The organism is Roseovarius sp. M141 (assembly GCF_024355225.1).
In the GTDB taxonomy this organism is placed as follows: Bacteria; Pseudomonadota; Alphaproteobacteria; order Rhodobacterales; family Rhodobacteraceae; genus Roseovarius.
Genome location: NZ_VCNH01000005.1, coordinates 30,176 through 48,285, shown reverse-complemented (window position 1 = coordinate 48,285; position 18,110 = coordinate 30,176). Strand labels below are relative to the sequence as shown.

Here is an 18,110-nt window from a genome sequence, read left to right as displayed (position 1 = left end):
CCCTATGAATACGCTCAAAGAATACGCCGAACCCGGCCATGCCCTTCGCCGTGATGTCACGGCGAAGCGGCGGCAGGTTTGGACCTGTGCGGACAATAGTCCCGTGTGTTTCGGCGCGCGGTCTAAGCTGTGACGTGCTTGTAGATCATGCTGCCGTTTGGCCCTGTGTTGCCATTCTGGCCAATGCTGCCGCTGCCGCCGTTCGTGCCGGCAGGGGCGTATGTCGGATCGTCGCCTTCGGCGGCGCTCTCATTGGCGCCGCCCGGACCGCCGATGCCGCCTTCGCCCGAGCCGCCGCCGTGTCCGGCAGCGCCGCCGGGTGTCTGGCCGCTCACATTGCCGGGGGCGTCGGCGTAATAATAGACGGTCACGGTGCCGCCGCTGCCGCCCGAGCCGGCATTGCCGCCCGGACCACCATCGCCGCCATCGCCGCCGTTGCCGCCGCGCGTCAGGTCACATTGTGGCACCTGGTCTACGTTGTCGGTACAGGCCGCCTCGTTGGTGCCGCCGTTGCCGCCGCCGCCGCCCGCGCCCCCTGTGCCGCCCACGCCGCCGTCACCGCCGGCCCCGCCTTGGGACCAGATCAGCAATGATCCCGTCAGGTTGTGATAGAACAGGTTAAAGACGGGGGCCGCGGACCCATTCGCCCCGTTCCCGCCATTTCCGCCCCGACTGGCCGGAGTGCCATCGATTCCATCCGTTCCGCAGTCGCAGACCAGCTTTTTGCGCCAGCCACTTGTGTAGTGGCAGCTACCGTCGTCGCCATCATGCCCAAGCGCCCCGTTGGCGCCAGTCTTGCCGGGCTTGCCGATGTTGCCGTCCGGGGCAGAGATCAGAATCTGTGCATCACTTTGTTTCACGTTACATCCTTCCGAAATCGTCGTGGCGCCATGACCGGGCCGTCAGCTGGCATCTTGTTGCATCACCAGGGTCGGACCCTGATTTGGCGGTGTGGATGGGCCGGTATTGCCATTTTTACCGGGATTGCCGCCGGTGCCGCCCGACGCCCCGCCAGCGCCGGCAGCGCCGCCCGCCCCGAAGCTGGAGGCATCAAGTTTGTAGGTCGTGCCCGCGGCGATGGTCTTGTAAAGAATGGTGATCGCGGTGCCAAAGGGCGCCCCGGCACCGCCATTTTTGGCGTCTCCGCCATTGCCGCCGTCGCCGGTTGCGCCTGCGGACATCTTTGATCCGTATTTGCTGGTACAACACCCGACGACATCACAGCCCTTACCGCCGTCGCCGCCCGCGCCACCCGCGCCGCCATTGCCGCCCTTGCCGCCATTGCCGTTGACGACCTCGACCAGAAATTCACCGGATATGTCCCCGACCTTGAACACCAGGGACGCCGGGCAGGTGCCATCGCCGCCCGCTGATCCGTCGCCCCCGTTCGGACCGGTTCCGCCCTTGACAGCGGGCGTCGGCGCCGTGGAGCAGGTGGCGTTATTCTTGCCGCTGCAAACGCCGGCGGTCGCATTGTTGCCGTCTTTGCCGCCGCCTGCATCGGTGCCAGGAGTGCCAGCGGTGCCGTTGGTGGCCACGACGGATACGTTGGGTACGGTTGCCATCTCAAACCCTCACTTCATGATCATTTGAGCGGCTTCGAACGTCACCGGGATCAAAATCTGGATCTGGCCACCTTCTTCGACGGTCACGGTGCCGAATACCGCCTTGCCGCCGTCGACATGGGGGCTGTCCTGACCGATGATCAGCGGATTGTCCTTGGTCACCGTGATGTCCTCGCCCACGGTCACAAGGATCTGGGTCGGAAACTTGAGCGCATTGATCACATCCTCAAAGCCTTTGACCTTGGAACTGTCGCCATGCACATAGGCCATCATGGCCTGATTGATCGTCGCCTCGTCGTCGGGGTGGATCAGGCTTTCCAGGGCGCAACTATCGGCGCGCGCCCGGCCTATCGCCTCGGGGACATCCGTTTTCAGCTGGGCCTCGGGGTAATTGATGTGTTTGTCGCCGGCCGTCTTGAAATGGCTGTCCGCAATGCCGCCGATCGCCTTGAGTTCGGCAATGGAATTCACCTCTACCAGCTTGGAGTCCAGATTGTCCTGCCCCGGATCGGCAGAAACCACCATCGCCCCTTTGTGGGATTTGGGTCCATAAGACCGTCCCTCAAGATCGCTGATAGCCATGCCGACGGATTTGACAGCTCTGGCAAGAATATTCTTATGCTCATCTGAATATGACTCAAGAGTCACGGCGATCTCCCTTTTAATTTGGGCGCACTTAACCGCGCGCCGAAAGGCACAGTTTAGATATGAATTATTCTATTTTTACTCGGTAAGGTTACAACAGCGGTAACTGTTGTTGCGCAGAATATTCGTTACTACGGGGCTTTGGTAATATTGAAACAAGAATCTTATAAAAACCTCACCCTGTAATCCCCTGTAGGGTGAGTCTGAGAATCAGCGTAGCGACAAGCACCCCATCTGTGAACCCTTTTAGCAATCACAGGTAGATATTTTTGACATCCGCTATCTTTTTGTAAGTAAAACCAGCACGATGGATACGTGGCTTTCGGTTTTGCCGGGCGATACCGGGACATACGGCGCCAAAAACGCAATAATTATATGAAAGAAAATAGTATGTTGGCCAATAAAAAACGCAATCTCGGGGGGGTCGCCCCGACGCTGCGAAAGTGGAGGAGGTCGCTATCGCTCTACAACCTATCGGGGTGGCTCAACCCGATATTTGATCTGCATGCCGGTGGTGACAGGCGGTTGATTTTTCACGATATCGACGAAACCCGCCCCGAGCTGCGCACCCTTGAGCAGAACTTCGAGGTAATCAAAACGGAGGCGCGCAATGTCCTGGCGGCCTATGGGCGGCTGCCGTCATATCACGCCATCGACACCGATGTGATCCACTCGTCAGGGCGGCTGCAACGGGACAAACGCTGGAGTATTTTCATGCTGACCAGCTTTGGCCTAGCCCCCAGGGCGGCCCCGGCGCTGGCACCGGAAACCCTGAAACTGGTGCGCGAAATCCCCGGATTGTATCAGGCGATGTTCTCGATCCTGGAGCCGGGCAAGAATGTCACCGCCCATGTCGGCCCGTCGCGGTCCTATCTGCGCTACCATCTGGCCCTGATGGTTCCGACCGAAATGCCACCCTACATCCGCCTGAAAGACCAGCATTATACGTGGGTTGAGGGAGAGAGCGTCCTGTTTGATGATTCCTGGGATCACGAGGTCATCAATGACAGCCCGCAAATACGCGTGATCCTGATGGTCGACATCCGGCGCCCGATGCCCTTTGCCTTGACCGCCATCGCCCGATTGATGGAAATGATGGCCAAAAGGCATTACGCGGCGCGCGTCGTCAAAACCATGGACGCCTTGCTGCCACCGCCGGACCAGATGCCAAAACCCCAAAGCGTTCCGCGAAAAACCTGACGCGCAACTTTTCGCAAAACGCTTTGGCCCGTCGGCGGACCATGTCGGCGTTTATTCGGGGTCGGGCGTGATACCGTAATCCGCGGGCGTCTGGCCCTTCTTGAGGATGATCGGCGCCTGATGTTTATCATTCAACCAATAGATGTGGTGGGATTCTTCTCCCACGACACACTCCCCATAGACCGGCATCCCGTCCTTATATCCAAATTCCATCGCCCAAGGTTCAAAAAGACCATTGTGCCATTTCTTCTTGCCGGGAACGGCGCCTTCAAAATCGTCTATGTTCACGGCAGCGTCGACCTGCTTTTGGGTCACGTCCGTCTCTAATTCTGGGGGAGGCATGTTGAACTCCTTTTTAATAACATAAAGGTCAAATCAGTCCAGCTATGATACACGCATTACGTGTTGCGCAAAAGGATCGAGTTTTCAACCTGTGGAGTGCTTTACTTGGAATTCTGAAAGTTTTCTAACTGGATTACAAATCACCCCTGAGCAGAATCAGGCAAGGGCAGGATTTCCCCAATACCCTTCGAATAGTTAAATCACCCACGTCCCGGCAGGGTGGGAAAACCATAAGAAAAACTGGTTCTGATGTTGTTCAAGCGCGCGGAGTTCTGATGACCCCCCGTTGAAACCGGATTTGAAGCCAGCGCATCACGGGTTTCCCAACAAGGATCAACACCAGCCCCAGTGTGACCAGCACAGCCGAGCCGATCTGGCCGGGTTCGGCGATCTCCCCGAGCACACCAAACCCAAGGCCAAGCGTGACCACCGGAATGAGCGCAGGCATTGTCGCCCCTGCGACCGGCCCCAGCAGTTCCGCCGATCGGTTGAAGGCATAGATCGCAAGGACACTGACAAGGACGCCCTGAAACCCGGCTTGCATCAACACATCCCACAGCGGTGCCGCAAGAACCTGCTTGGGCAGGACCACCAGATAAACCGGAAGGTAGAAAACCGCCGATCCCACGGCAACGATCGCAGTCGCATTCAAGGCCGGAACTGCGGCATGCCTGACGATCAGACCATATACCGCCCACATGATGCCCGTCCCGATCAAGATCAGATGACCGGCCACGACGGGGCCACCTGCCCGCGTAAAAAGGACGATCCCGGCCACGGTCAGCAGCAGCCCGAAACCGCGCGCGGCCCCGATCCTGTCACCCAGTACCGCCCGCCCCAGCAGCACCGAAAATACGGCCATGGTCCCCGGATTGAGCGCCCCGGCCACCGACGCGGGCGCGGTTGTCATCGCGAGCGAAACAAGCAGTATGTAGGGGGCGCCGAACGCGACAACCATCGCGATAAGACCACCAGGTTTCAGGCGATTTGTCCCGCTGCCCCGGCGCAGGGCAACCGGTGCAAGGATCACAGCGGCCACGCCGAACCGCAATGCCGTCAGGTCATAGGCATTCAGGCCTGTCGTCACACCCAGCCGCAGCATCACCAGCGACCCCGACCAGACAGCAATCGCGATGACAGCCCAGCAGATCCCCAATAGCGTGTTGCGCGGTATGATCGACATGCGCCGTCCTTTCCATTCTGGATCAGAATAGGCTTTGCGAATGGTTTAGAAAAACGATATGAACTGACGGTATGGTTCAGGATATCTCATCGTTGAATGCCATGGATGACGCCGAAACGGCAAACCGGACATTGAATCTGGATGGATTGCGAAGTTTCGTTGCCATCTGCGAAACCGGTTCGTTTCGCCGCGCAGCCGCGCGGGTTCACAAATCCCCTTCGGCGGTCAGTCTTCAGATTGCCAGGCTGGAGGACCTGCTGGGGGCGCGGTTGCTGCACCGGGATGCGCGGCATGTGGATCTGACAGAATGCGGCGAAACCCTGCTGGGGCAGGCCCGCAAGCTTTTGGGGATCAACGACGAAACGCTGGCCCTGTTTCAGCGCTCCGCGCTGGCGGGGCGGCTGCGTTTGTTCGCGCCGCACGATCTTGGGGTGTCTCTTGTGCCGGACGTGTTGCGGCGTCTGGCCCGGATTCATCCGGGCGTTCGTGTAGATGTCCGGCTGGGCACAAGCGAGGCCGTTTTGAAAAGCATCACGGATGGATCTGCCAGTCTGATCCTGTTCAACGATGTGGGGCCATCAGCAATCCAAGCCCGCGATCTTTTTTCGGAGCCGCTCAAATGGATGATGCTGGACGGCGGGCGCGCGGTTCGGACAGAACCGCTTCCTCTTGCCGTGGCCGAGGTCGGATGCGCGTGGCGTGATGCGGCGCTGGGTGCGTTGCAGACGGCGGCCCGACAGTACCGGATCGCCTATTCAAGCGATACGTCGATGGGACAGGTGGCTGCCCTGCGGGCCGATCTGGCCGTAGCGGCGCTTCCGCGGTCGCTGCTGAGCCGTGATCTGGTCGAAGTCCCGGCTCACCATGATCTGCCACGATTGCCCGTGACCCATATCCGCGTGGCTGACGACGGGAGCGATCTGGCGCGAAGTTTCGTCGCGCTGATTGCGGCAGAAGTGCAAACCCGCGCGCATTTCGCCGCCGAATGATCAGCCCGCACCGCGCATACCTTCGCCACACCCCCCCGCCGTCACGGCGGGCCGCATTCATCACGGGGTTTGCCGAAACCTGCCGCCAGTGACCCGGTGGCGGGCGGCAGGCCATGGGTGCATTCGGGTATCACGACGCCTCGCGGTCCAGTATCTTTTGCACATCTTTGTCGGCCGCGAGCCTGTCGTGCAATGCCTGCACGTTGGCGTGGCCCGCCAGTCCGTTCGGCACCATCCTGATGGCCCAGCGGATCATCGGAAAGGCATAGGCGTCGATCACCGAACGCTGCCCCAGAATCCACTTCTGCCCGTTCAGATGGGCGTCAAGCAGGCCGAGCTGCTTTCTTACCAGCGCATGTCCGGCCTCGATCACCGCTTGCTTTGCCTCATCGCCGGCATCGGTCGTGTACCGCTGCGGCAGGAATATCGGCCAGAATGCGGCATGCATGTCACTGGTGAAAAACGCGGACCAGCGATGCGCTTCGGCCTTCTCGCGCAGACTGTCGCCGCCCGACAGCCCGGCCTCGGGGTGTTTGCCCGCCAGATAGTCGAGGATGGCCCCGCATTGGTTCAGCAGCCAGCCGTCCTCCTCGCGCAGCGTCGGAACCGATCCAGCCGGATTGACGGCCAGCAGTTCTTTGGAACCAAAGCCGACCTTCACCGACTCGTAAGGCGCACCGATCCATTCCAGAACGATATGCGGGGCCAGTGAACAGGCCCCCGGCGCGTAGAAAAGAGTGGTCATGACGTCTCCCTTTACGTGAGATTTGCGAACAATAGATTGCGCGACGGGTATGGCGGCCTTGCCCCGCCTTTGCGGGGCAGGGCCTGTCGCTCAGCCTTGTTTGGTGGCGGAATAGCTGGTGATCAGATTGCGGTAATCGGGAATGTGGTTCGAGAACAACGCGCCCAGACCGTCGACATCGTTGCGCCAATCACGGTGAAGCTCGCACGCCGCGCCGAACCACGAGGTCAGCTGCGCCCCCGCTGACGACATCCGGTCCCAGGCCGCATCGCGGGTGATCGGATTGAAGGTGCCCGAGGCATCGCTGATCACGAACACGTCGAACCCTTCTTCGATGGCCGACAGCACCGGAAAGGACACGCAGACCTCGGTGACGACGCCTGCGACGATCAACTGCTTCTTGCCTGTCGCCTTGACCGCCTGGACGAAATCCTCGTTGTCCCACGCGTTGATCTGGCCGGGCCGCGCGATATAGGGCGCATCCGGGAAGATTTCCTTCAGTTCCGGGACCAGGGGGCCGTTCGGGCCGTCCTCGAAACTGGTGGTCAGGATCGTCGGCAGCTCGAAATACTTCGCCATGTTGGCCAGCGCCAGCACATTGTTCTTGAACTTGTCCGGGTCGATGTCGCGCACCAGAGACAGCAGGCCTGCCTGATGGTCCACCATCAGAACTGCGGCATTGTCTTTGTCGAGGCGGGTATATTTCTGTGTCATCGTCTGTTTCCTTGCTTTTATGGTGAACCGAACGTCGTGACAGTGACCGGGCCGCCGCACCCGCAGGTAGGGGCGCAGTCCGGGGCGGGGCCGGATCAGCCCGGTCTGGTTGGGACCGGTGCGCCCCACCGATGATGTGACATTAGCACCGCCCGCCACAGATTACGCGGCGGGGCTCGTGAACCCCGCGTTCGGTAATTTCGAACGCGCCAGACTTTGGTGAAACGGCCCGGCGTCGCTATATTGGCGGCAACCAAAGGAGAAACGACATGAGCTGGAACCCCGCACTCGCCCCTGGCTGCCCCGATGAAATCGGCGTGGATGCCATCGAAACCCTGATCATTCCTCGGGCCCGCGACCTTGGCGGATTCGAGGTAAAGCGCGCGCTGCCCGCCCCCAAACGCCAGATGGTGGGGCCGTTCATCTTTTTCGATCAGGCCGGCCCGGCAGAATTTCTGACCGGACAGGGCATTGACGTGCGGCCCCACCCCCACATCGGTCTGGGCACGGTCACCTATCTCTATCAGGGTGATTTTCATCACCGCGACAGCATCGGCACGGACCAGATCATCCGCCCCGGCGCGCTGAACTGGATGGTGGCTGGCAAGGGCGTCACCCATTCCGAGCGCACCTCGGCCGAGGGGCGCAGCGGGCCGCATTCGCTGTATGGCATTCAGACATGGATGGCCCTGCCCGAAGACAAGGAGGACATGGACCCCATCTTTGAACACCACGGCAAGGACGCGATTCCCGAGATCGAGGACGAGGGTATCAACGCCAAGCTGATCCTTGGCACGGCCTATGGTCAAAGCGCACCTGCGACGATGTTTTCCGAAACCTTCTATCTGGATGTCACGCTACAGGCGGGCGCCCGATTCCCGCTGCCGGATGATCACGAGGATCGCGGACTGTACATCACACAGGGATCGGTCAGCATCGCCGGGCAGGACTTCGCGGCGGGGCAGATGATGGTGTTCCGGCCCGGCGACAAGATCACCGTTTCCGCCGGCGCGCAGGGCGCCCGGCTGATGGCGCTTGGCGGGGCCACCCTGAACGGGCCGCGCCATGTGTGGTGGAATTTCGTCGCCTCCAGCAAGGAGAAGATAGAGGCCGCAAAGGAAGAATGGCGCGCCAGCCGCTGGGGTGAAGGTCTGTTTGACCTGCCGCCGGATGACCGCGACGAATTCATTCCGCTGCCGGACTAATCACGACCCCTCGGCGGCAGTAGCCATCCCGACATGCTGCGCGCATCCATGGCCCCACGGCAGTGGCGCCCTGATGCCGCGCGGCTGGCCGGGGGCCGTGCTGGCGCGGCTACAAACCTGCAATGAAAATTGCGAGAAAGGAGCGACCAATGAAGGATTCCATTCACCCGATTCACCCCACCAAGCCGGGGTACATGACCGAGAAAACGCAGCGCGCTTATATTGCCTCGGCAATCGCCAAAAACCTGCTTCCGGCGAATGCATATCGCGTGCCGGATATTGTGTCGCTGCGCGCGCCGGACAGCCCCTCCAGGCCAATTCAGTTCTGGCAGCTCTATTCGGTTCTCGGGCAGGGGCCGATCGTGCGGATCGTCGAGAATTTCTACGAGCGCGTTTTCAAGGATGAAGACTGGTTCACCTCCGTCTTTGCGCGGGTTGGCGGCATTGGCCATCACGTGAACACGCAGGCCGCGATGTGGATCGATGTGATGGGCGGCGGCCCTTATTATCATGGCGCGGAGTACCGGCTGAACTTTCACCATACGCATAATGCAATGCAGTTGATGAATGACAAGGGGGCTGATCGATGGGCGCAACTGATGCTGGACACACTGGAGGATTCAGCCGATGAAACAGGCCATGATCCGCGGATCAGGACCAGCATCAATACGTTTCTGGCGCACTTCATGACAAAGTACGCGGAGGATTTCGGGTTCGAAAACCGCAGTTTCTTTGGGGACACAAACCCGCCCTTCAGGCAAAAGCTGAATTTCCTGAAGATGTCGGACGCCGCCATAGAAGCCCTTACCGAGGGCGAACTCAGCGACGCGCTGAGCGCGCGGGGCGTCGATGTCGCAAACTATGCCGACAAGGACCAGCTCGTGAAAAAGGCGCTGATGATGTGAGGATGCCGATGCGCGGGGCGGGGTTCCGCCCCGCGCAGGGCCGGGCAGGGATTACCCGGCGTTTTCCAGCGCGCGCTCGTACTCCTGACCGGGAATCGCGTCCAGCAGGGATTGGGTGTATTCGGTGTCGGGGCTGTGCAGCACCTTGCCCGCCGGTCCGGCCTCGACGATTCGGCCCTTTTGCATGACGATGATGCGGTCGCAGATCCGCGCGGCGACGCGCAGGTCGTGGGTGATGAACAGCATCGACAGGTCCAGCCGGGTTTTCAGATCGGCCAGAAGGTCCAGCACCTGCGCCTGGATGGATACGTCCAGCGCCGATACCGCCTCGTCCGCGATGATGATTTTCGGGTCCAGCGCCAGCGCGCGGGCGATGCCGATGCGCTGGCGCTGGCCGCCGGAAAACTCATGCGGGAACCGGTTCATCGCCGATGCATCCAGCCCCACCATGACCAGCAGATCGCGCGCCTTCTCCTGCGCCTCGCGGCGGGAGGTGCCGTAGGCAATCAGCCCCTCGGTCAGGATGCGCGACACCCGCGCGCGCGGGTTGAGGGAGGAGTAGGGATCCTGAAAAATCATTTGCAGCTTGCGGCGCTTGGCGCGCAGTTCGGACCCGGACATATGGGCGATGTCGGCGCCATCGACCATCACGCGCCCGCCATCGGGATCAAGCAGGCGCACGATGCAGCGCCCGACGGTGGATTTGCCCGACCCGGATTCGCCCACGATGCCGATGGTTTCGCCCGCATAAAGCTGGAAATTAACGTCCTGCACCGCCTTGACCACACGGCGTTTGCCGAAAAAGCTGCCCGATCCGGTGGAAAACGTCTTGGTCAGCCCCTCGACGGTCAGGATCGGCTCGCGCGTCTGTTCCTCGGCCTCCTTGCGCTGGGTCAGGCGCGGGATCGCGGCGATCAGGGCGCGGGTGTAGGGGTGCCGGGGCTTCAGCAGCACCTCATCCGCGGTGCCGGATTCCACGATCTCGCCGGTCTGCATGACGATCACGCGGTCGGCGATATCGGCGACGACGCCGAAATCATGGGTGATGAAGATCACGGCCATGCCGCGCGATTGGCGCAGGTCTTCGATCAGTTTCAGGATCTGCGCCTGCGTGGTCACGTCCAGCGCCGTTGTCGGTTCGTCCGCAATCAGGATGTCAGGCTCCAGCGCCAATGCCATCGCGATCATCACGCGCTGGCGCTGGCCACCGGACAGCTGGAAGGGATAGGCGCGGATCGCAGCAGAGGGGTCGGGGATGCCGACCTCGTCCAGCAGTTGCAGGGCACGCGCGCGGCGCTCAGAGCCGGACAGGGCGCCATGCGCCTCGAACACTTCGGCGATCTGGGCGCCGACGCGCATCAGCGGGTTCAGCGCGCTGAGCGGTTCCTGAAAGATCATCGAAATGCGGCTGCCGCGCAGTTTCAGCATCTCCTTTTCGGACAGGCCCAGGATGGGCTGGCCGTCAAAGGTGATGGTGCCGTTGACCGGTTTCACCCCCTGCGGCAGCAGGCCCATCACGGCGTTGGCCGACATGGATTTGCCCGAGCCGGATTCACCGACGATGCACAGGATCTCGCCCCGGTCCAAATCGAAATTGATGTCCTTGGCCGCATGGGCGCGGTCGGCGCCTTCGGGCAGGGCGATGGCAAGGTCGCGGATTTGCAGCAGGCTCATTCGGATTTCCTCGTCAAACGGGGGTTGAGCGCGTCGTTCAGGCCCTCACCGATCAGGTTCAGCGCCAGCACGGTCAGCAGGATCGCCATGCCGGGCAGGAAGGACAGCCACCATGCGGTGCGGATGACGGTGCGCGCCGCGCCGATCATATACCCCCATGACATCACGTTGGGATCGCCCAGGCCCAGGAAGGACAGCGAGCTTTCCAGCAGGATCGCTTGCGCCACCATCAAGGAGGCCAGCACGATGATCGGCGGCAGCGCGTTGGGCAGGATGTGGCGCAGGATGATCTGCGTATTGCCCAGCCCCGACAGTGTCGCCGCCTCGACGAATTCGCGGGTGCGCAGGCTCAGGACTTCGCCCCGGACCAGACGCGCGACCGGCGGCCATGATACGATGGCGATGGCGATGATGACGAACATCAGGCTGGGCTGGAAGATCGCCAGCAGCACGATGGCCAGCGCAAAGCTGGGGATCGTCTGGAAGAACTCGGTAAAGCGCATCAGCGCATCATCGGTCCGCCCGGCGAAATACCCGGCGCAGGCACCCACCGGCACGCCGATGGCCAGCGCAACGATGGTGGACACCAGCCCGACCAGCAGGCTGACATAGGCGCCATGGGCCAGTCCCGACATGACGTTGCGCCCCAGCGCATCGGTGCCCAGCAGCAGGCCGTCCTGAGTGAAAGGCGGCAGGAACGGGCGCTGCACCATTTTCCACGGGCTTTGCGGGAAAATGAACGGGGCCAGGATGGCGGTGATGACAACCAGCGCCAGAATGACCAGCCCGATGACAGCGCCGCGGTTATAGCGGAAACGTTTCCAGAAATCCTTCATGTCGTCAGCCTTATGCGCGGGTCGACGATGACGTAGACGACATCGGTGATCAGGTTGAACAGCAGCACCATCGCCGCCGAGATGTAAAAGACGCCGAGGATCACGTTATAGTCACGCTGGTTGATCGCCTCGAACATCAGGCGGCCGATGCCGGGCCATGCGAACACAGTTTCGGTCAGGATCGCGCCGCCAAAGATCTGGCCCGCTTGCAGACCGGCCAGCGTGATGACCGGCAGCAAGGCATTGCGCAGGATATGCCGGCGCTGGATCACGCCGCGCTTCAGCCCCTTGGCGCGGGCGGTTTTCACGAAATCGAGACGCGAGACCTCAAGCATCGAGGCGCGCGTCATGCGCATGTAGATCGCCATGAAAAACAGGCCGAGGGTCGAGGCGGGCAGCACCAGATGCTTTGCCACGTCCAGCACATGCGCCATGCCGGTATAGCCCGCGCCGATGGTCGAGTAGCCAAAACCGGGCAACCAGCCCAGCCAGACGGAAAACACCAGCGCGGCCATCAGCGCGACCCAGAACAGGGGCGTGGCGTAAAACAGCAGCGCAAGGGTGGAAATGACCGTATCGCCCCAGCTGCCCTGACGGGCCGAGGCGGCAACACCGGCAATCACGCCCAGCACCAGCGACAGCACGAACGCGACGCCGGTCAGCAGCAGCGTGGCGGGCAGGCGGTCGCCGATCAGTTCGGCCACCGGCATCTGCTGGCGAAAGGAATAGCCAAGGTCCAGCTGCACCGCGCCCTTGATGTAGATCCACAGCTGCACATAAAGCGGCTGGTCCAGACCAAAGCGGGTGCGCAGATCGGCGAGGAATTTTTCATCCGCGGCGCCGGCCTCGCCTGCCATGACGGCGGCGGGATCGCCCGGCGCGGCATGGATCAGCAGGAAGTTGAAGACAAGAATGGCCAGCAGGATAAACACCGCCTTGACCAGTCTGCCCAGAATGAAACGTACCACGCGCGCGCTACCCCGTTAGTTTTGCCAGAAGGGTCCGGGCCACGCAGGGCGGCCCGGACCGAAAAAGGGTTTTACCCCTTATTCCTTGTCGATCCACACATAGCGGAAGCCGTCATTGACGCCAAACGCGGTGTTGACCGGGTTCTTGATGTTGCAGCGGTAGATGGTGGGAAAGCCCAGCTCCAGCAGCCACAGGTTGGGCACATCCGACACGATCTGATCCTGAATCGTCTTGTATGCGGCCTTGCGGTCCTCGGGATTGGCCATCAGCGCGGCCTCGTCCCACAGCGCGTCCAATTCGGCGTTCTGGTAGTTGGCGACGTTGTTCCAGGGCGAGCCGGGGTCGGCATTGTCGCCCATATAGCTACGCGACACACCCAGCGCCGGATCGCCGTACTGATAGAGATAGGTAAACGCCAGATCGAAGTCGCGATCCGATACCTTCTGGTTCCAGCCAGCCACGTCCGAGGGCACGATATCGACGGTCATGCCGATTTCGGTCAGGTTCTGCTTGACCGCTTCGGCCCAACGCTGCCACGTTTCGCCATAGGGCAGGCCCAGCAGGCGGATCGTCTCGCCGTTATAGGCGGACTCGGCCAGCAGTGCCTTGGCCTTTTCCGGGTCATACCCGATGTCCGGCGTGTCACCCGCATGGAACTTGGTCGAGGACGAAACCGGGCCGGTCGCGACCTTGCCCAGACCGTTCCACAGCGCGTCGCGCGCGAAATCGCGGTCCAGCGCATGCATCATCGCCTGGCGCAGTTTCACGTCGTTCAGCGGCTTGTTGTCCGTGTTGACCCAGATCCACGAATGGGGGCCAAAATACTCGAACCCCTTTTCGGTGATGCAGGTATTGTCCATCTCGCGGATGCGCGGCACATCGAAATTCTCGATCGAGCCGCCGGGCAGCACGTCGACCTGGCCGGTCTCATAGGCCACGGCGCGCGATGCGGCGTCGGGGATCACATGATAGTAGATCTCGTCGACATAGGGCAGGCCATCCATGTAGTAGTCTTCGTTCTTGACGAAGTGGATATAGCTGCCCTTGACCCACTCATCGAACTTGAAGGGGCCGGTGCCGATCGGCGTGTTGTTCGCCGGATTGTTGGCGAAATCGGTGCCTTCGTAGATGTGCTTGGGGATCATCGGCACGGTGCCGGCCTCAAAGATGCCGATGAACGGGCCGAAGGGCTGTTTCAGGGTGATGACGACAGTCAGATCGTCGGGTGTTTCGATGCTTTCGACATGCTCCATATAGGTCCGCATCCGCGAATGCGTCTCGCGCAGGAACACGTCCATCGAGAATTCCACGTCCGCCGAGGTAAACGGCGTGCCGTCGTGAAAGGTGACGCCGGGGCGCAGTTTGAACGTATAGGTTTTGCCATCCTCGGAGATTTCCCAGGATTCGGCCAGCTGCGGCTCGGGCGTGAGGTCGAAATTATAGCGCATCAGGCTTTCATAGATGTCGCCCCCGACCATCTGGGTCGGACCGTTCTGGATCAGGCCCAGCATCAGTCCGGGCGGTTCGGGCTGGATGACGACGTTCAGCGTGCCGCCATATTGCGGCTCGCCGTCCTGCGCGGCCAGCGGGCCGGCCAGCGCAAGCGCCAGCGCGGCGGCTGCGAATTTGATTGGTCTGATCATTATTAGTCTCCCCATTGGTTGTCTTTTTTGTATGTCTTGGCAGCATGGCTGCAACGAATTTATAGTATACCGCCGTGTTCGGGCGGATGGTATTCCTTGCGATTGATCCTGTCCCGTATTTTGTCAGCCCACCTCGAACGTGTTGATATAGGCGACAATTCCTTCGCCTGACTCATCGATATCCTGATACAGCGCGGCGCGGGCCGCATCCGGATCGCGCGCCTCAAGGGCGGCGATCAGGACGTGATGCTGGTGGATCATATCCACCTGCGCGCCGCTGTAATATCCCGCGATCAGCGGACCCATGCGCAGCCACAGCCGGGTCAGCACCCCCAGCAGCACAGGCATGCGCGCGATTTCCGCCAGCGCAAAGTGGAACTGCTGATTCAGCTCCGCCGCCTGTGTCCAGCGCGCGGCGGTGATCGCCTCCTGGTTGCGCTCGGTCAGGCGGGTCAGGCGGGTGATGCCGCGGGACGTTGCCACCTCGGCGGCGCGGGCGGCGGCCAGCCCCTCCAGCTCGCGGCGGATGCTGGCGATTTCCAGATATTGCGCCGCCGATGGCACCGGCACGCGCACATCACGCACCGACCGCTGCACCAGTGCATCGTCCTGCAGCAGCCGCTGCACCGCGTCCCGCACCGGGGTCGAGCTGGTCCCCAGCGCCTCGGCCAGACCGCGGATGGTGATCCGTTGATTCGGGCGCAGTTTACCGCGCACCAGATCCTGACTGACCCGGTCGTAAATGGCATCCCCCAGCGATTCGCGGCTGATCTGGTTCATCGTTCCCCGTCTGTCCGGCGGGTGGTTTCCCGCACCTGTTTTGATGCATCATGCATCATTGTGATTGATCCGGCAAATCAAAACTGCAATGGTTCGGCCAATCCGCCAGACATCAAGGGACCAGGGATGAAAGCCTTCTTTGACGAACGCCAGCTGCGCCATGCGCCGAAAACCTACTTCCGCCGTGGCGCCGCGATGCCGCATCAGGAACAGCCCCAGCGCGCCGAAATCCTGCGCGACATGCTGGCAGGCGAGGGGTTTGAAATTGCCAAGCCCCGCGATCACGGGCTGGCCCCGATCAAGGCCGTGCATAACCCCGACTACGTCGATTTCCTGCCCGATGCCCATGCCCGTTTCGTCGCCAGCGCCGGGCCGGATGCGCTGGCGATCCCCACCATGCATCCCGGCCTGCGCCGCGGCAAGGAACCCAAGGATATTCACGGCCAGCTTGGCTGGTGGATGACCGACACCTCGACCCCGCTGACCGCCGGCACATGGGAGGCCGCGTATTGGTCCGCCCAGTCCGCGATCGAGACTGCCGAGCACGTGCTGTCAGGCGCGCGCGCCGCCTATGCGCTGTGCCGCCCGCCCGGCCACCACGCGATGCGCGACTGTTCCAACGGGTTCTGTTTTTTCAACAATGCCTGCATCGTGGCGCAGCATCTGACGCAGAAATTCAAGCGTGTCGCGCTGATCGACGTGGATGTGCATACCGGCAACGGATCGCTGGATATCCTGTACGAACGCGGCGATATCTTTTTCGTTTCGCTGCATCCCGATCCGGCGACCTACCCCACCTTCTACCTTGGCCACGCCGATGAGACGGGCGACGGCGACGGCGCGGGTCAGTCACTGAACATCCTGCTGGAGCAGGGCGCCAGTCAGGACGATGTGCTGGCCGCACTGGACAAGGCGACCGACGCGATCAAGGCGTTCGGCGCCGATGCGCTGGTCGTCTCGCTGGGCTTTGACATGGCCGCCAACGATCCACTGGCGGCGGTGGCGGTCTACCCAGATGGCTTTGCCGAAATGGCGCGCCGTCTGGCCGCGCTGAACCTGCCCACGGCGCTCGTGCAGGAGGGCGGATATCTGGGCCCGTCGCTGGCCGATAACGCCAAATCCTTTCTCACCACCTTCCGCGAGGCCACCGCATGAGCAATACCCCCAAGGACATGAACGGCGCCGAAAGCGTCGTGCGCAGCCTGCACAGCGCAGGCGTCGATGTGTGTTTCGCCAACCCCGGCACATCCGAAATGCAGTTCGTCGATGCGCTGGACCGCACCAAGCTGATGCACTGCGTTCTGGGCCTGTTCGAAGGGGTCGTGACCGGCGCCGCCGACGGCTATGCGCGCATGGCCGGGAAACCTGCGGTGACGCTGCTGCACCTTGCGCCCGGTTTCGCCAATGCCGCCGCCAACCTGCACAACGCCCGCAAGGCGCGCGTGCCGATGGTCAACCTCGTCGGCGATCACGCCCTGCGCCACCAGAAATATGACGCGCCGCTGTCCGCCGATGTCACCGGCGCCTGCGAACCGTTCTCCGACTGGGTGAAATCAGGCACTGATGCGGGCAGTTTTGCCCGCGACGCGATGGAGGCGCTGGCCGTGGCCAAGGGCGCGCCGAACCGCATCGCCACCCTGATCGCGCCCGCCGATATCGGCTGGGACGAGGGCGGAAAACTTGCCAAGGAGGCCCCGTCGACGGCCCCCGCCGCGCTGGACGAGGGCGCGCTGACGGATGCCGTGCGCGCGCTGGAGTCCGGCGACAGGACCATCATCATCGCCGGGAATTCGGTGCTGGAGGATGCGGGCGCGCTGGCCCTGCTCCAAGGTATCGCGGATAAAACCGGCGCCGATATCATCGCCCCCACATCGAACCGGCGGATGGAACGGGGGCAGGGCCGCGTGCCCCTGGCCAAGATCCCCTATCCGATCAACATGGCGCTGGAGGTGCTGGCGCCCTACAGCCGTGCGATCCTCGTCGAGGCCGTGCCGCCCGTCGCGTTCTTTGCCTACCCGGACCGGCCCAGCCTGCTGCTGCCCGAGGATTGCGATACCGTCTCGCTGTGCGGTCACGATGGCGACGGCCCCGCCGCGCTGGCCGCGCTGGCCGACCGCATTGGCGCTGCCGCTGCCAAACCCAGCGATACCGCGATGCCCGCCCGGCCCCAGTCCGGCGCGATCACGTTGAAGAACATCGCCGCCGCGCTGTCCAACGCCCTGCCAGAGGATGCGATCATCATCGACGAATCCGTCTCGGCCGGCGGTGACATCTTTCCGGCGGGCGACGCCGCGCGTCCCAATTCGTGGCTGGCGCTGACCGGCGGGTCCATCGGCATCGGCATCCCGCTGTCGGCGGGCGCGGCCATCGCCTGCCCGGATCGCCCGGTGATCACGCTACAGGCCGACGGCTCGGCGATGTACACCATTCAAGGGCTGTGGACGCAGGCGCGCGAGGGGTCGAACGTGACCACGATCATCCTGGCCAACCGCGCCTATGAGATCCTCAAGGGCGAATTGCACAATGTCGGCGCGCAGCCCGGCCCCGACGCGCTGTCGATGCTGAACCTTGACCGCCCGCATCTGGACTTCGTCGCCATGGCCAAGGGCATGGGCGTGCCCGGTCGCCGGGTCGAGGATGTCACCGACCTGATGCAGGCGATCGAGGATGCAGCCCGCGAACCCGGCCCATTCCTGATCGAAGCGATGCTATAAC

The 18,110-nt window shown here is 62.3% G+C and carries 18 protein-coding genes; 6 read left to right on the top strand and 12 right to left on the bottom strand.

Features of this window, described 5'->3' with window-relative positions; translation table 11 throughout:
• Positions 1–122 precede the first annotated feature (122 nt).
• The 3 genes from FGD77_RS03420 to FGD77_RS03410 are packed head-to-tail and all read right to left on the bottom strand — an operon-like array spanning position 123 to position 2,213.
• Positions 123–860, bottom strand: a complete 738-nt coding sequence (locus tag FGD77_RS03420; protein WP_255006398.1) for a hypothetical protein — start codon at positions 858–860, stop codon at positions 123–125.
• A 42-nt stretch (positions 861–902) separates the two neighbouring features.
• Entirely contained in the window at positions 903–1,565 is a 663-nt protein-coding gene (locus FGD77_RS03415; RefSeq protein ID WP_255006396.1) for a hypothetical protein, read from the bottom strand.
• Positions 1,566–1,574: 9 nt separating this feature from the next.
• On the bottom strand, positions 1,575–2,213 hold the full coding sequence (locus FGD77_RS03410) for a hypothetical protein (RefSeq protein WP_255006394.1): 639 nt from the start codon (positions 2,211–2,213) through the stop codon (positions 1,575–1,577).
• A 387-nt stretch (positions 2,214–2,600) separates the two neighbouring features.
• On the opposite strand from FGD77_RS03410, the gene FGD77_RS03405 reads away from it, so the two are divergent.
• Positions 2,601–3,410 carry an aspartyl/asparaginyl beta-hydroxylase domain-containing protein gene (locus FGD77_RS03405; RefSeq protein ID WP_255006391.1) on the top strand — a complete coding sequence of 270 codons (810 nt, stop codon included), beginning with the start codon at positions 2,601–2,603 and terminating at the stop codon, positions 3,408–3,410.
• A gap of 51 nt (positions 3,411–3,461) precedes the next feature.
• Here the strand turns inward: FGD77_RS03405 and FGD77_RS03400 are convergent, their stop codons facing one another.
• Together FGD77_RS03400 and FGD77_RS03395 are read right to left on the bottom strand one after the other, a co-directional pair.
• Positions 3,462–3,752 carry a hypothetical protein gene (locus tag FGD77_RS03400; RefSeq protein WP_255006389.1) on the bottom strand — a complete coding sequence of 97 codons (291 nt, stop codon included), beginning with the start codon at positions 3,750–3,752 and terminating at the stop codon, positions 3,462–3,464.
• Between the two features lie 256 nt (positions 3,753–4,008).
• Positions 4,009–4,935 carry a DMT family transporter gene (locus FGD77_RS03395; RefSeq protein WP_255006387.1) on the bottom strand — a complete coding sequence of 309 codons (927 nt, stop codon included), beginning with the start codon at positions 4,933–4,935 and terminating at the stop codon, positions 4,009–4,011.
• Between the two features lie 71 nt (positions 4,936–5,006).
• Here FGD77_RS03395 and FGD77_RS03390 point away from each other — a divergent pair, with 71 nt between their 5' ends.
• Positions 5,007–5,924 (top strand): LysR family transcriptional regulator, encoded by a 918-nt coding sequence (locus FGD77_RS03390; RefSeq protein WP_255006385.1) that lies wholly within the window; start codon positions 5,007–5,009, stop codon positions 5,922–5,924.
• A 130-nt stretch (positions 5,925–6,054) separates the two neighbouring features.
• Here the strand turns inward: FGD77_RS03390 and FGD77_RS03385 are convergent, their stop codons facing one another.
• Complete coding sequence (locus FGD77_RS03385; RefSeq protein WP_255006383.1) at positions 6,055–6,669, bottom strand: glutathione S-transferase family protein; 615 nt, start codon at positions 6,667–6,669, stop codon at positions 6,055–6,057.
• A 90-nt stretch (positions 6,670–6,759) separates the two neighbouring features.
• Positions 6,760–7,383: an isochorismate family cysteine hydrolase YcaC gene (ycaC, locus tag FGD77_RS03380; RefSeq protein ID WP_255006381.1), complete on the bottom strand. Its 624-nt coding sequence runs from the start codon at positions 7,381–7,383 to the stop codon at positions 6,760–6,762.
• 269 nt (positions 7,384–7,652) lie between these two features.
• Here ycaC and FGD77_RS03375 point away from each other — a divergent pair, with 269 nt between their 5' ends.
• Positions 7,653–8,588 carry a pirin family protein gene (locus FGD77_RS03375; protein ID WP_255006379.1) on the top strand — a complete coding sequence of 312 codons (936 nt, stop codon included), beginning with the start codon at positions 7,653–7,655 and terminating at the stop codon, positions 8,586–8,588.
• Positions 8,589–8,737: 149 nt separating this feature from the next.
• Positions 8,738–9,493, top strand: a complete 756-nt coding sequence (locus FGD77_RS03370; RefSeq protein ID WP_255006377.1) for a hypothetical protein — start codon at positions 8,738–8,740, stop codon at positions 9,491–9,493.
• Between the two features lie 51 nt (positions 9,494–9,544).
• On the opposite strand, the gene FGD77_RS03365 is transcribed toward FGD77_RS03370, so the two are convergent.
• From FGD77_RS03365 to FGD77_RS03345, 5 genes are all read right to left on the bottom strand, one after another.
• The gene (locus tag FGD77_RS03365; RefSeq protein ID WP_255006374.1) at positions 9,545–11,167 is read right to left on the bottom strand and encodes an ABC transporter ATP-binding protein; all 1,623 of its coding nucleotides are present in this window, start codon (positions 11,165–11,167) and stop codon (positions 9,545–9,547) included.
• Positions 11,164–12,003: an ABC transporter permease gene (locus FGD77_RS03360; protein WP_255006372.1), complete on the bottom strand. Its 840-nt coding sequence runs from the start codon at positions 12,001–12,003 to the stop codon at positions 11,164–11,166. The genes FGD77_RS03365 and FGD77_RS03360 overlap by 4 nt, the downstream gene beginning before the upstream one ends.
• Positions 12,000–12,971, bottom strand: a complete 972-nt coding sequence (locus FGD77_RS03355; protein ID WP_255006370.1) for an ABC transporter permease — start codon at positions 12,969–12,971, stop codon at positions 12,000–12,002. The genes FGD77_RS03360 and FGD77_RS03355 overlap by 4 nt, the downstream gene beginning before the upstream one ends.
• 78 nt (positions 12,972–13,049) lie before the next feature.
• The gene (locus tag FGD77_RS03350; RefSeq protein WP_255006368.1) at positions 13,050–14,615 is read right to left on the bottom strand and encodes an ABC transporter substrate-binding protein; all 1,566 of its coding nucleotides are present in this window, start codon (positions 14,613–14,615) and stop codon (positions 13,050–13,052) included.
• A 123-nt stretch (positions 14,616–14,738) separates the two neighbouring features.
• A complete protein-coding gene (locus FGD77_RS03345) occupies positions 14,739–15,395 on the bottom strand; it encodes a GntR family transcriptional regulator (RefSeq protein WP_255006367.1) in 657 nt (218 codons plus the stop codon).
• A gap of 126 nt (positions 15,396–15,521) precedes the next feature.
• Here FGD77_RS03345 and FGD77_RS03340 point away from each other — a divergent pair, with 126 nt between their 5' ends.
• A complete protein-coding gene (locus tag FGD77_RS03340) occupies positions 15,522–16,550 on the top strand; it encodes a histone deacetylase family protein (RefSeq protein ID WP_255006366.1) in 1,029 nt (342 codons plus the stop codon).
• Complete coding sequence (locus FGD77_RS03335) at positions 16,547–18,109, top strand: acetolactate synthase large subunit (RefSeq protein ID WP_255006365.1); 1,563 nt, start codon at positions 16,547–16,549, stop codon at positions 18,107–18,109. Before FGD77_RS03340 ends, FGD77_RS03335 begins: the two co-directional genes overlap by 4 nt.
• Position 18,110: the final 1 nt, after the last annotated feature.

Excerpts from the sequence above, each read along its gene's own strand:
- FGD77_RS03415 (WP_255006396.1), bottom strand. The coding sequence starts at position 1,565 with ATGGCAACCGTACCCAACGTATCCGTCGTGGCCACCAACGGCACCGCT.
- FGD77_RS03405 (WP_255006391.1), top strand. The coding sequence starts at position 2,601 with ATGTTGGCCAATAAAAAACGCAATCTCGGGGGGGTCGCCCCGACGCTG.
- FGD77_RS03400 (WP_255006389.1), bottom strand. The coding sequence starts at position 3,752 with ATGCCTCCCCCAGAATTAGAGACGGACGTGACCCAAAAGCAGGTCGAC.
- FGD77_RS03395 (WP_255006387.1), bottom strand. The coding sequence starts at position 4,935 with ATGTCGATCATACCGCGCAACACGCTATTGGGGATCTGCTGGGCTGTC.
- FGD77_RS03390 (WP_255006385.1), top strand. The coding sequence starts at position 5,007 with ATGGTTCAGGATATCTCATCGTTGAATGCCATGGATGACGCCGAAACG.
- FGD77_RS03385 (WP_255006383.1), bottom strand. The coding sequence starts at position 6,669 with ATGACCACTCTTTTCTACGCGCCGGGGGCCTGTTCACTGGCCCCGCAT.
- ycaC (WP_255006381.1), bottom strand. The coding sequence starts at position 7,383 with ATGACACAGAAATATACCCGCCTCGACAAAGACAATGCCGCAGTTCTG.
- FGD77_RS03375 (WP_255006379.1), top strand. The coding sequence starts at position 7,653 with ATGAGCTGGAACCCCGCACTCGCCCCTGGCTGCCCCGATGAAATCGGC.
- FGD77_RS03370 (WP_255006377.1), top strand. The coding sequence starts at position 8,738 with ATGAAGGATTCCATTCACCCGATTCACCCCACCAAGCCGGGGTACATG.
- FGD77_RS03365 (WP_255006374.1), bottom strand. The coding sequence starts at position 11,167 with ATGAGCCTGCTGCAAATCCGCGACCTTGCCATCGCCCTGCCCGAAGGC.
- FGD77_RS03360 (WP_255006372.1), bottom strand. The coding sequence starts at position 12,003 with ATGAAGGATTTCTGGAAACGTTTCCGCTATAACCGCGGCGCTGTCATC.
- FGD77_RS03350 (WP_255006368.1), bottom strand. The coding sequence starts at position 14,615 with ATGATCAGACCAATCAAATTCGCAGCCGCCGCGCTGGCGCTTGCGCTG.
- FGD77_RS03345 (WP_255006367.1), bottom strand. The coding sequence starts at position 15,395 with ATGAACCAGATCAGCCGCGAATCGCTGGGGGATGCCATTTACGACCGG.
- FGD77_RS03340 (WP_255006366.1), top strand. The coding sequence starts at position 15,522 with ATGAAAGCCTTCTTTGACGAACGCCAGCTGCGCCATGCGCCGAAAACC.
- FGD77_RS03335 (WP_255006365.1), top strand. The coding sequence starts at position 16,547 with ATGAGCAATACCCCCAAGGACATGAACGGCGCCGAAAGCGTCGTGCGC.